Below are 12,557 nucleotides of genomic sequence, written 5' to 3' on the forward strand. Positions count from 1 at the left end.
GGTCACCCGAGCAGGAAGTAGACGACGGTCATCGTGACGGCTGTGCCCAGCACGACGCCGCGCAGCACCCGGGCCGGCAGCCGCCGTGCGACCTGCGCGCCCGCCACACCGCCGATCACGGCGCCGACGAGCATGACGGCGGGCAGGAGCGGGGCCTGCGCCACGTCGGACGCGAACAGGAACAGCACGGTCGCGGCGACGTAGACGGCCGCGACCTGGGTGACGCGCGTGGGGTTGCCCGCCGCCGGGTCGACGCCGACCCCGATGCTCCACACGGCGAGCATGAGGATGCCGACCGCTCCGCCGAAGTACCCGCCGTAGACCGACAGGAAGAACTGCCAGACGAGGACGGCGCGCGGGCTCAGACCGAGGGGGCGGCCGAGGGCGCCGCTCACGGCGCGGAGCGCGCTGCGGCCGAACGCCAGCACGACGGTGGCGAAGGCGAGGAGCCACGGCACGGCGACCTCGAACGACGCCGCGGGCAGTGCGAGCAGCAGGACCGCCCCGACCGCGCCCCCGCCCATGCTGGCCGCCGTCAGCGCGCGCGTGGACGTCGAGCCGACGGGCCGGACGTCCGGGCGGTACACCCACGCGCTGCTCAGGGAGCCGGGTACGAGGGCGACGGTCGCCGCCGCGTTCGCCGTGACCGGAGGCAGTCCGGCGGCGACGAGGGCAGGCAGCGCCACGAACGTGCCGCCTCCGCCGACCGCGTTCAGGGCGCCTGCGCCGACCCCGGCCAGCAGCACGAGCACGATCGCGGACACTCGCCGAGGATCACCCGTGCACGGGGAGACCACAATGCGCGATCGCCGTATGTAGCCTTAGACACAGCCTTAGGCTGACGCCGTGCGTTACGACCTGGACGACCTGCGACTCTTCCTGCACATCGTGGCAGAGGGCTCGATCACGGCGGGCGCCCGACGGATGCACCTCAGCCTGCCTTCGGCGAGCGCGCGGGTCCGGACCCTCGAACACCACGCAGGCGTGGCGCTGCTGGTCCGGGGGCGCCGCGGCGTGCGGCCCACTCCCGCCGGCACCACGCTCGCCCGTCACGCGCGGGACGTCCTCACCCATGCCGCCCGCCTGGAGGGCGCGGTCGGCAGCTACAGCCGCCGCCCTGCGGCCCCGCTCACCCTGCTGGCAGGCGGCTCCGCGATGTACCGGGTCGTGCCGCAGGCGCTGGTCACCTTCCTGCGCGAGCACCCCGACGCCGACGTCGACGTCCGGGAGAGCCGCACACCGAACACGCTGCGGCTGCTCGCCGAGGGCGCCGCCGACCTCGGGGTGGTGATCGACCACGAGGTGGGGGGCAGCGACGTCCGGACCGAACCGCTCGGCGACGACTCCCTCGTCGTGATCGGCCAGGCGGGCGGGATCCTCGCCGGGCGCACCTCGCTGGCCTATCGCGAGGCGGCCGAGCACCCCCTGGTCGGGCTCGACGCGGACTCGTCGTTGCGGCGCTGGATCGACGCGAACATCGGCCCGCGCGCCCCCGCGGCCCGCTTCCGCACCACGGTCGCCGACATCAACGTCCTCGTCGCACTGGCGGCCGCGGGCGTCGGGCTGGCGATCGCGCCGCGCCGTGCCGTCGAGGGCGACCCGCGGCTGGACGTGTGTGCACTGGAGGATCCGTGGTCGCGCCGCAACCACCTGCTGGCCTGGGGTGCGAAGGACCCGACGCCGTCGGTCACGGCGCTGGCCGAGCACGTGCGGGCCGCGGCGGGCGCGCCGTGATCGTGGCCTACTGTTTACGCCGTACCGCTCGATTCGTACGACGTACCCAATTTTAGGATTGCCGGCAATGCCACGAGACGAGACGGCTGCTCGGACCGACGGCGGCGCGGCCGTCCGGCGCAGCCTCCAGCTGATGTGGGGCAGCGCGCCGGAGCCTACGCGCGGCCCGAAGCCGGGCCTCTCGGTGGCGACGATCGTGCGAGCGGCGATCGACCTGGCCGACGCCGAGGGTCTGGTCGCGCTGTCGATGCGGCGCATCGCGGGCGCACTCGGGGTCGGCGCCATGTCGCTGTACCGGTACGTCCCGGGCAAGTCGGAGCTCGTGAACCTCATGGTCGACGAGGTCTACAGCGAGGACCTCGCCTCCGCGGAGACCGTCGAGGGCGGCTGGAGGGAGCGGCTGGAGGCCTGCGGGCGCCAGGAATGGGCGCTCTACCTGCGCCATCCCTGGATGCTGCAGATCGCCCAGGGGCGCCCGATGCTCGGGCCCAACTCCATGCGCTCCACCGACATCGCCCTTCGCGCGGTCGACGGCATCGGGCTCACCGAGGAGGAGATGCTCGGCGCCGTCGTCGTGCTCAGCTCGTTCGTCGCCGGGCTCGCGAAGACCACCATCGAGGCGATGCAGGCGGCCGACCGAACAGGCATCAGCGACGAGGAGTGGTGGGAGATCCAGTCCGAGTACGTCGGGCCCGCCGTCGTGGCGGGCGAGCTGCCGATGCTCACGAAGGTCGGCGAGGCCGGCGCCTTCAACTCGATGTTCGACCACTTCGAGTTCGGCCTCCAGCGCGTGCTCGACGGGCTGGGCGTCCTGATCGAGCGGCGGGGGGCGGCGGAGGGGTAGCGGGCGGGATCACACGGCGGCGTCACGGGAGCCTGCATAAGGTGAACGCGCAACAGTTCAACGCTCACCTACTTTGAGGAGACGTTCCGTGATCCGTACGCTGCCCTCGTCCGTCCGCGACGCCGCACTGCTCGTCGCCCGGCTGCTGCTCGGCGTCGTGTTGATCGCGCACGGTTCGCAGAAGGTGTTCACCTGGGGGATCGGGGGCACGGCGCAGGCCTTCGAGGGCATGGGCGTGCCGCTCGCGCCGGTGTCCGCGGTGTTCTCCGCGCTCGTCGAGCTCGTCGGTGGCGTGCTGCTCCTGGTCGGCGCGGCGACGGCCGTCGTGGGTGTCCTCGTCGTGCTGAACATGCTGGGTGCCGCGCTGATCGTCCACGCCGCCAACGGGATCATGGTCTCGAACGGCGGCTGGGAGCTCGTCGGTGTGATCGCTGCGGCGGCGCTGGTGCTCGCCGCCGTCGGCGCCGGCCGGTACAGCGTGGACCACGCCATCGCCGGACGGCGCACTCCGGCCCGGGTCTGAGAGGTCGCATCACCGGTGATGTCGGGGCACGGTGGGATGCATGGCTGAACCGACACCACCAGCTTGGACCACCGGCACCGCGCCGAACTCCTTCGCCGCGCTTCCGGCCGGGCGCCTCGGCACCTTCGGTGGACGGCTGATGCGACTGCTCAACCGGTCCCAGCAGCGCGAGCTCATGACGCTGCTGGGGCCGCTCGCCGGCAAGGACGTCCTCGAGGTCGGCCCCGGGCCAGGCGTCCTGCTGGGCCTGCTCACCCGCACGGCCCGGCACGTCACCGGCGTGGACCCGTCGCGCGAGATGCGGACGCTCGCGATCCGCGCGCACGCGGTCGCGATCGCGGCCGGGCGGCTGGACGTACTGCCCGGTGACGCCGGTGCGACCGGCCTGCCCGACGCCGCCGTCGACGTGGTCGTCGCCGTGAACAACGTCGCGATCTGGCCCGACCTGGACGCGGGCGTGGCCGAGCTGCACCGCGTGCTGCGTCCGGGCGGGAGGCTCGTGCTGAGCTGGCACGGTGGGGAGCAGCCGTCCCGCACGTCCCGCGGCCTCGTGCTCCCCGAGGAGCGCCTGCAGCGCATCGAGAACGCCCTGCGCGCCCGCTTCCCGGACGTCCGCCGCACCCTCACCCGCCGCTGCACGGTTTTCGAGGCCCGCACGGCCTGAGCGCGTCTGCCGACCCGGCAGCGAGCGTGCAGCGCCGAGCGGACCGACCGCCGTGTCCCGCGGAGCCCGTCGACGTCGATCGGCATACTCGGCTCGTGCCGACCGCCCGCGTGCCCCGTGCGACCACCGCCCTGGCCGTCGTGCTGGGGGTCCTGCTGACCACCGCGGGCTGCGGGCTCTTCCGCGACACCGGCCCGGAGGACACGGCCGCCGCCTTCCTCGCCGCGTGGTCGGCCGGCGACCACGCGCGCGCCGCCGCCCTCACCGACGACCCCGTCCGCGCCGGGGACCTGCTCACCGCCGCGCGCCGGGCGCTCGACCCGGAGAGCCTGGTGGCCGGCCTCGGCCAGGTGCGCACCGCGGCCGACGGGGCCACGGCGGCGGTCGACGTCACCTGGCACCTCGGGCCGCAGCGCACCTGGCAGTACCTCGGGGAGCTGGAGCTGCGCCCGGCGCCCGACACGGAGGAGGGCTGGCGGGTCCACTGGGCCCCCACGGTCGTGCACCCGGAGCTGGCGACGGGGCAGCGGCTCGCGATGCGCACGGAGGCACCCTCGCCCGCGCCGGTGGTCGACCGCGGCGGGGCGCCGCTGCTCGCGGCAACCCCGGTGGTCGCCGTCCTGCTCGACCGGCTCGCCACGGGCGACCTGCCCGCGGTGACCGGTGCCCTCGCCGCCGCGCTCTCCCCGTTCGACCCGCGGATCACGCAGGCCTCCATCACCGACGGCGCCGCCCGCACGCCCGACGGGAAGGCGTACACGGTCGCGGTACTGCGCGAGACCGACTACGCGCAGGTCAAGACCGCGATCCACGACCTGCCCGGGGTGCGGTTCACGACGTCCGAGCGCCTCCTCGCGCCGAACGCCGACTTCGGCCGGCAGGTGCTCACCGGCGTCCGCGACGAGGCCGCCGAACAGCTCTCGGGCGTGCCCGGGTGGTCGGTGTCGGTCATCGACGGCAGCGGCGGCAGCGTCCGCACGCTCGCCGAGCAGGCGCCCCGGTCGGGCAGCACGGTGGCCGTCGGGATGGACCGCGCGATCCAGTCCGCGGCGGAGGACGCCGTGGAGCCGGTGGTGCAGCAGGCGATGCTCGTCGCCGTGTCGGTGTCCACCGGCGACGTCCTCGCCGTGGCGCAGAACCCCGCCGCCGACGCCGAGGGCGCGCTCGCGCTCACCGGCCGCTACCCGCCGGGATCCACGTTCAAGGTGGTCACGGCCACAGCCGCCATGGCCGAGGACGCCGTCACCGTCGACACGCAGGTGCCGTGCCCGGGCACCACCGTGATCGGGGGCCGGGTGGTGCCCAACGCGGGCCGGTTCGACCTCGGGACGGTGCCGCTGCGCACCGCCTTCGCCCGCTCCTGCAACACCACGTTCGCGCAGCTCGCGGTGCAGCTCGAACCCGCCGCCCTCCCGACGGCCGCGCTGCAGTACGGGATCGGGGCCGACTACGCCGTGCCCGGCATCGTCACGATCACCGGCTCCGTGCCGGCGTCCACCGAGGAGGTGCTGCGCGCGGAGAACGGGTTCGGGCAGGGGCAGGTGCTCGCGAGCCCGCTGGGGGTCGCACTCGCCGCCGCGGTGGTTGCGCGCGGCGGGCCGGTCGTGCCCCAGCTCATCCGCGACCGCCCCACCCAGGTCCTGGTGCCCGCCACCACGCCGGCCCCGGCCTCGTTGGAGCAGCTGCGCGCGATGATGCGGGCGGTCGTCACGGAAGGCTCCGCCACCGCCCTCGCGGGCCTGGGGGAGGTCTACGGCAAGACCGGCACCGCGGAGTTCACGGCCGACGGCCGGGCCCACGGCTGGTTCATGGGCTACCGGGGTGATGTCGCCTTCGCCGTGCTGGTCGTCGACGGCGCGTCGTCGGTTCCCGCGGTGCAGGTCGCGCAGCGTTTCCTCGGCGCGATCGGCTGAACATGGCGCAGGGGGTTGCCCAGGCGCTTACGCTGGACGGCATGTCGCCCCGGCGGATACCCGCGCTCGCGATCGTCGCCGACCTCGTCGCCGTCGTGGTGTTCGCCGCCATCGGCCGGATGAGCCACGGGGAGCCCGACGACCTGCTCGGCCTCCTCGGCACGGCCGCGCCGTTCCTCCTCGGGGTACTGGCGGTGTGGGCCACGCCGGTGGTCCGCGCCCATCCCGTCGGTGTCCGCGCCGCGCTCACCGTCTGGGTGGGCACGGTGGTGATCGGGCTGCTCCTGCGGGCCGGTTTCACCGAGCGGCTCCCGCTGAGCTTCGCGGTGGTCACGGCGGTGTCGCTCGCCGTGCTGCTGCTGGGGTGGCGGGCGCTCTCGGTCCTCGTGTCGATCCGGGCCCGCCAGCGCGCCCTGCACTGACCCATCGCACCCGTCAGCCGCGAACCGCGGAAACCGGGCCTGCATAGACTGGCGGCATGCCCGCCCGCACCCTGCTCACCCCCGGCACCGTGTCGCCGACCCGGCCGGTGCCCGCGCACATCGAGCGCCCGGAGTACGTCGGCAAGAAGCGCCCCGAGCGCAGCACCGACCCGTGGGTGCAGACGCCCGAGGTCATCGAGCGCATGCGGGTGGCCGGGAAGATCGCCGCGCAGGCGCTCGAGACCGGTGGCAAGGCGGTGGCGCCCGGCGTCACCACCGACGAGGTCGACCGCGTGGTGCACGAGTTCCTCGTGGCCCACGACGCCTACCCGTCCACCCTGGGCTACAAGGGCTTCCCCAAGTCGTGCTGCACCAGCCTCAACGAGGTGATCTGCCACGGCATCCCGGACTCCACGGTCATCCAGGACGGCGACATCGTCAACATCGACGTCACCGCCTACATCGGCGGCGTCCACGGCGACACGAACGGCACCTTCCTCGCCGGCAACGTGAGCGAGGAGGACCGCCTCCTCGTCGAGCGCACCCGCGAGGCCACCGCGCGGGCGATCAAGGCGGTGCGCCCCGGGCGGGAGCTCAACGTCATCGGCCGGGTGATCGAGTCCTACGCCAAGCGGTTCGGCTACGGCGTGGTGCGCGACTTCACCGGCCACGGCATCGGCCGGTCGTTCCACAGCGGGCTGGTCGTGCTGCACTACGACGAGCCCAGCGTCGACACGGTGCTCGAGCCGGGCATGACGTTCACGATCGAGCCGATGATCACGCTCGGCACGATCGACTACGACATCTGGGACGACGGCTGGACGGTCGTCACGAAGGACCGCGCCCGCACCGCGCAGTTCGAGCACACGGTGCTGGTCACGGGCGACGGGGTGGAGATCCTCACCCTGCCGTGATCGCCGGAAGTGCTGCGATCCGCCCAGAGTTTCGGAGTCAGCCACCGCCCTGCCGGTGCTCGTCGCGGTACTCGCTCGGGCTGCACCCGTGCACCGTGCGGAACTGCCTCGAGAAGTAGAAGGCGTCGGCGTACCCGACGGCTTCGGCGATGTCGCTGATGTCCCGGGACGACGTGATCAGCAGCTCGCGGGCGCGCGCCATGCGCAGCCGCTTGGTGTACTCCACCACCCCGCCGCCGGTGGCGGCGCGGAAGAGCGCCGAGAAGTGCGACGGCGACAGGCCGGCCGTGCGGGCGAGCTCGGCCACGCTGAGCGGCTTGGCGAAGTTGCGGCGCAGGTAGTCCTGGGCCTGGCGCACCGGTTCCGTGCGCTGGCGGCCGCCTGCCACCACGTCGGCGGCCAGCTGGGCGAGCAGCGACCAGCCGGCCCCGGCGGCCGAGATGAGGCTCGGGGTCGTCTCGTCGCGCTCGAAGCAGGCGATGGCGTCGTCGATCGTCGCGACGGCCCGGTAGGCGTCGTGCAGCTCCACGAGGACCTCGCACCCGTCCGGAGTGATGACCGACAGCAGCTCCGGCACCTGGGTTCCGGCCGCGTGCAGCCACCAGATCGTCCATGGGCGCTCCGGGTCGGCGAGGTACACGTGCGGTCTCCCCTGCGGCAGCACGAGGGCGTGCCCCGGTCCGACGACGGTGGTGCGGCCGGGGCTCTCGCAGCGACCGTACCCGTCGACGCAGACGATCACGATCGCCTCGGGTGCGCCTTCCGGCCGACGTCGGCCGTGGTTCGCCGCCCGCGGGAAGTAGCCGGCGTCGGTGACGAGCAGCCCGGACGTGGGTGGTCTGCGCAGCGCGGAAGTGACGAGCGGCCGGGGGAGCACGCGCAGCCGCTGGCCGGGGAACCCGTCGGGCAGGAACACGGGTCCAGCCTATGCCGATCGTCGAATCGTCCAGGTATCTCGGTCGATTCGCCCATGCCGCTCGGGAGCGGGCGCTCGTAGCGTCGCGGCGTGCTCGATGGTGAGTCCCGGCTGCAGCTCCCCGACCGGCCCGCCGCGTTGGCGGACGCGGGGGTGGCCGCGTGGCGGGAGCGGGTGACGATCGACAGCTACCTGCCCGAGGCGCCCGACCGCTACCCCGCCTACCTCGACCGCCGCGTCTACCAGGGCTCGTCGGGACGCGTGTACCCGCTGCCGTTCCACGACCGCATCAGCCCGGACAGCGCCCCGCACGAGTGGGACGCGGTCCACCTGGAGAACCGCTGGCTGCGGGTCGTGGTGCTGCCGGAGCTGGGAGGGCGCATCCACGTCGGGTACGACCGCAGCGCGGGGTACGACTTCTTCTACCGCAACGACGTGATCAAACCGGCCCTGGTGGGGCTGGCCGGGCCGTGGATCGCAGGCGGTGTGGAGCTCAACTGGCCCCAGCACCACCGGCCGGCCACCTTCCTGCCCACCGACGTCGAGATCGAGCGGGAGCCCGACGGGGCGGTGACGGTCTGGTGCTCCGACCACGACCCGTTCGCCCGCATGAAGGGGATGCACGGGGTCCGGCTGCGGCCGGACCGGGCGACGATCGAGCTGCGGGTGCGGCTGTACAACCGGAGCGAGGTCACGCAGACGTTCCTGTGGTGGGCGAACGTCGCCGCCCGGGTGCACGACCAGTACCAGTCCTTCTTCCCGCGCGACGTGCGCGTGGTGGCCGACCACGCCAAGCGGGCGGTCACCGCGTTCCCGGCCGCCGACCGCCCGTACTACGGGATCGACTACCCGGCCCGGCGCGCGACCGGCGGGGACCGCCTCGACTGGTACCGCAACATCCCCGTCCCGACCTCGTACATGTGCGCGGGCAGCCGGGAAGGCTTCTTCGGCGGCTACGACCACGCAGCGCGCGCCGGGTTCGTGCACGTCGCCGACCCGTGCACGGCCGTCGGCAAGAAGCAGTGGACGTGGGGCAACGCCGCGTTCGGGCACGCGTGGGACCGCAACCTCAGCGACGACGGCGCCGCCTACGTCGAGCTGATGGCCGGGGTGTTCACCGACAACCAGCCCGACTTCTCGTTCATCGCGCCCGGCGAGACGAAGGTGTTCTCGCAGGTCTGGTACCCGATCCAGGAGATCGGTCCGGTGCACGCGGCGACGGTCGACGCGGCGGTGCGCGTCGACGTCGAACCGGACGGCGTGCGGGTCGGGCTCGCGGTGACCGCGGAGCGGCGCGGCTGCCGGATCCGCCTGGAGGACGCGGCGGGCACCGTGCTGGCCGAGACCGTCGCCGACGTCGCGCCGGGTGCGCCCCACCTGAGCCGAATCGCGTCGAGCGTGCCGGAGCGCCTCCACCTGCGGGTGCTGCACGGGGACGACGAGCTGGTCGCGTGGGACTCGCACGTCCCGGACGCGCCCGAGGTCGTCCCCGCGACCGAGCCCCCGGCGCCGGCCGACGTGGCGTCCGTCGAGGAGCTGGCCCTGATCGGCGCCCACCTGGAGCAGTACCGGCACGCCACGCGCTCGCCCGAGCCGTACTGGCGAGAGGCCCTGCGCCGGGATCCCGGGCACGTGGCCGCCTGCGTCGGGCTGGCCGGGCGGGCGTACCGGCGGGCCGAGTACGCCGAGGCCGAGGCCATGCTGACCGCTGCGGTCGACCGGCTGACGGGGCTCAACGCGAACCCCGCCGACACCACCGCGCTCTACCTGCTCGGGCTCGTGCTGGAGCGGCAGGGCCGGTCGGCGGAGGCGTACGCCCGGTACGCGGCCGCGTCGTGGGTGCGGGCGTGGCGCGCTCCCGCCGGCTACCGGATGGCCCGGATCGACGCCGCAGCAGGCCGGGATGCCGCCGCGCTCGACCGCCTCGCCGACGTGCGGCGCGTCGAACCCGAGCACCTCCAGGCGCGCGCGCTCACGGCGCTGCTGCTGCGCCGCACCGGCCGGCCCGAGGAGGCGGACGCGCTGGTCCGGGACACCCTCGCGCTCGACCCGCTCGACTGGTGGACCCGCGACCTCGCCGGCCTTCCGCTCACCACGGACGCCCAGACCTGCCTGGACGTCGCACTCGAGTACGCCGGCGTCGGCGAGACCGAGGCGGCGCTGCGCGTGCTCGACGTCGCCGAGGAGCGCGAGGCCCACCGCCCGCTCGGGCAGACCGCGGCCGGCCCGCTGATCGAGTACCACCGCGTCGCCCTCGGCGGCGGGGCGGCCCGCACCGCGGACGCGACCTGGTGTTTCCCGTCCCGCCTCGACGACGTCGCGGTGCTGGAGCACGCGGACCCGAGCGACGCGCGGGCACTGGCCCTCCTCGGGCACTGGCGCTACGCGGTGGGCCGGGCCGACGACGCCATCGCGGCCTGGCGGGCGAGCGCCGAGCTCGGCCCGTCCGACCCCGTCGTGTGGCGCAACCTCGGCCTCGCCGCCTGGAACCACCTCGGCGACGCAGGCGAGGCCCGTGCGGCTTACGACCGCGCGCTCGCCGTCGCCGGAGCCGACGCCCGGCTCGTCTTCGAGAGCGACCAGCTCGACGCCCGTCGCGGCGTGCCGCCGCAGCAGCGGCTCGACCGGCTGCTGGACGTGCGCGGGCTCGTCGAGACCCGCGACGACGCCACCGTCGCCCTGGCCCACCTGCTGCTCACGGCGGGCCGGCTCGAAGAGGCGCGGGCGTTGCTGCTCGGCCGCGCGTTCCAGCCGTGGGAGGGCGGCGAGGGCGAGGTGCTGCGGGCCTGGGACCGGCTGTGCCGGCTGGTGGCGGCGCGCCCCGGCGGAAGCGCTATGGCGGCGATCGACGCGGCGCTCGACCCGCCCGCGTCCCTCGGCGAGGCCCGCCACCCCCTCGCCAGCACGGCGACCCTGCAGCTGCTGCGCGGCGACGCGCTCGCCGCGGCGGGTGACGAGGACGCGGCGCGTGCTGCCTGGGAGCTCGCCGTCCGGGACGGAGACTTCCTCGCGATGTCCGCCGACCCGCACTCCGAGGCCACCTACTCCTCGGTGCTCGCCCTGCGCAGGCTGGGCCGCGGCGCCGAGGCGCGCGATCGCACGGAGTCGCTGCGCGCGTGGGTCGACGCGCTGGAAGCCGCCCCTGCGACCGTCGACTACTTCGCGACGTCGCTGCCGTCCATGCTGCTCTTCGCCGAGGATCCGGCGGTCGCGAAGCGCCGCCGGGTCGCCTTCCTGCGGGCGCAGCTGGACGTGCTCGACGGCGCCCCCGAGCGAGCCCGCGAGCGCCTCGACGCGCTGCTGACCGACGACCCGCACCACATCGACGCGCTGGAGCTGCTCAGCGCCCTGCACCCCGTTCTCGAGGAGGCACGATGACGCCCGAGCGCCTGACGATCACACTCTGGGACTTCTCCTGGTACGTCCGAACCGGGCCGGGGGAGCCGTTCGAGGACCTCGACGCGGCCTTCGCCCAGGCCGTCGAGCGCGGCTACAACACCGTGCGGATCTGCGCGATGCCCTTCCTGCTGTTCGGGTCCGGCCTGGACACGTCCGCACTGCGGCTGGAGCGCCTCGGCGGGGAGTACGGACAGGGCTTGCGTTGGTACGACGTGAAGGCCCCGACCACGATCGACGCCCGCGAGCACCTGCTCGAGCTGTTCCGGGCCGCGCGCCGGCACGACTGCTACGTGATCATCTCGTCCTGGGAGTACCAGCAGAGCTCCGCGTTCGCCGCCGATCCGGCCTGGTGGGACGCGCTGCGCGCGGTGCCGCCTGCCGAGCGGCCCGAGCGCCTCGCGGCCGCGCACGCCGACCTGATCGACCTGCTCGTCGCCGAGGGCCTGGACGACCGCGTCGCGTTCACCGAGATCCACAACGAGGTGCAGATCGGGCACCTCACCGAGGGGATGGAGCGCGCGCAGGCGGTCGTCGAGCTGCGGCCGTCGCTGGAGAAGGCGGTCGACGCGTTCAAGGCGCGCCACCCGGACCGGCCGTGCACCGTCAACTACGGCGGGGTGCCGCACGCGAGCATGCGCGGCATCCCCGAGAACATCGACGTGCTCGTCGTGCACCCCTACGTCTACGGCGTGCTGGGCGCGCTGATCGACGAGTTCGGCCTGCGCGGCCCGGTCGAGGACTTCGCGCAGGAGGCCGCGAACGCGCAGCTGCTGCGCCCCGGCGCCCCGCCGGTGGCGGAGTGGACGGTGCCCGCCGAGCACCGCTGGCGGCTCGACGCGATGATCATCAAGGCGTGCGAGGTCTACGTCCACGACTGGACCGACGCGGCTGCCTTCGACCGGTGGCTCTACGACCACTACGGCGAGCACCGCGTCGCGATGGACGAGAAGCTGCGCCTCTGGCTCGACGTCGCCGCCGACTGGGCCGCCGCGCACGGCGTGCCGCTCGTCCTCGGCGAGGGCTGGGTCGGCTACACGCCGCTGCACGGCACCTTCGAGGAGGGCCCGGTCGGGGCCCAGATCTGCCGCGACGCCGTGCGCTACGCCCGCGATCGCGGGGCATGGGGCACGGTCGTCTGCTCCAACGCGGCGCCGCAGCACCCCATGTGGGCGGACGTCGAACTGCAGCAGGAGTGCAACTCCATCTTCACCGGAACACGGAGGTAGGT

At 74.1% G+C, this 12,557-nt stretch carries 11 protein-coding genes; 9 read left to right on the forward strand and 2 right to left on the reverse strand.

Translation table 11 applies throughout. From position 1 onward, the window contains the following. Window positions 1–2 precede the first annotated feature (2 nt). Complete coding sequence (locus tag FB388_RS07955) at window positions 3–764, reverse strand: sulfite exporter TauE/SafE family protein (protein ID WP_142098989.1); 762 nt, start codon at window positions 762–764, stop codon at window positions 3–5. A gap of 82 nt (window positions 765–846) precedes the next feature. Here FB388_RS07955 and FB388_RS07960 point away from each other — a divergent pair, with 82 nt between their 5' ends. From FB388_RS07960 to map, 7 genes are all read left to right on the forward strand, one after another. After that, the gene (locus FB388_RS07960; RefSeq protein WP_142098991.1) at window positions 847–1,734 is read left to right on the forward strand and encodes a LysR family transcriptional regulator; all 888 of its coding nucleotides are present in this window, start codon (window positions 847–849) and stop codon (window positions 1,732–1,734) included. Window positions 1,735–1,801: 67 nt separating this feature from the next. Next, window positions 1,802–2,578 (forward strand): TetR/AcrR family transcriptional regulator, encoded by a 777-nt coding sequence (locus FB388_RS07965; protein WP_142098993.1) that lies wholly within the window; start codon window positions 1,802–1,804, stop codon window positions 2,576–2,578. 88 nt (window positions 2,579–2,666) lie between these two features. Then, a complete protein-coding gene (locus tag FB388_RS07970; RefSeq protein ID WP_342787881.1) occupies window positions 2,667–3,101 on the forward strand; it encodes a DoxX family protein in 435 nt (144 codons plus the stop codon). A 40-nt stretch (window positions 3,102–3,141) separates the two neighbouring features. Then, window positions 3,142–3,765: a class I SAM-dependent methyltransferase gene (locus tag FB388_RS07975; protein WP_142098995.1), complete on the forward strand. Its 624-nt coding sequence runs from the start codon at window positions 3,142–3,144 to the stop codon at window positions 3,763–3,765. 95 nt (window positions 3,766–3,860) lie between these two features. Beyond that, window positions 3,861–5,678, forward strand: coding sequence for a penicillin-binding transpeptidase domain-containing protein (locus FB388_RS07980; RefSeq protein WP_246121729.1), 1,818 nt, complete (start codon window positions 3,861–3,863; stop codon window positions 5,676–5,678). Between the two features lie 41 nt (window positions 5,679–5,719). After that, window positions 5,720–6,100 carry a DUF3054 domain-containing protein gene (locus tag FB388_RS07985; RefSeq protein WP_142098997.1) on the forward strand — a complete coding sequence of 127 codons (381 nt, stop codon included), beginning with the start codon at window positions 5,720–5,722 and terminating at the stop codon, window positions 6,098–6,100. Window positions 6,101–6,156: 56 nt separating this feature from the next. After that, on the forward strand, window positions 6,157–7,014 hold the full coding sequence (gene map / locus FB388_RS07990; RefSeq protein ID WP_142098999.1) for a type I methionyl aminopeptidase: 858 nt from the start codon (window positions 6,157–6,159) through the stop codon (window positions 7,012–7,014). Between the two features lie 37 nt (window positions 7,015–7,051). Here the strand turns inward: map and FB388_RS07995 are convergent, their stop codons facing one another. Further along, the gene (locus tag FB388_RS07995) at window positions 7,052–7,930 is read right to left on the reverse strand and encodes an AraC family transcriptional regulator (RefSeq protein ID WP_170225522.1); all 879 of its coding nucleotides are present in this window, start codon (window positions 7,928–7,930) and stop codon (window positions 7,052–7,054) included. 90 nt (window positions 7,931–8,020) lie between these two features. Between FB388_RS07995 and FB388_RS08000 the strand changes: the two genes are divergently transcribed. Both FB388_RS08000 and FB388_RS08005 read left to right on the forward strand, forming a co-directional pair. After that, the gene (locus FB388_RS08000) at window positions 8,021–11,308 is read left to right on the forward strand and encodes a DUF5107 domain-containing protein (RefSeq protein WP_142099001.1); all 3,288 of its coding nucleotides are present in this window, start codon (window positions 8,021–8,023) and stop codon (window positions 11,306–11,308) included. Continuing rightward, window positions 11,305–12,555 carry a cellulase-like family protein gene (locus tag FB388_RS08005; RefSeq protein WP_142099004.1) on the forward strand — a complete coding sequence of 417 codons (1,251 nt, stop codon included), beginning with the start codon at window positions 11,305–11,307 and terminating at the stop codon, window positions 12,553–12,555. Before FB388_RS08000 ends, FB388_RS08005 begins: the two co-directional genes overlap by 4 nt. Window positions 12,556–12,557: the final 2 nt, after the last annotated feature.

The sequence above is a fragment of the Pseudonocardia cypriaca genome, assembly GCF_006717045.1.
In the GTDB taxonomy this organism is placed as follows: domain Bacteria; phylum Actinomycetota; class Actinomycetes; order Mycobacteriales; family Pseudonocardiaceae; genus Pseudonocardia; species Pseudonocardia cypriaca.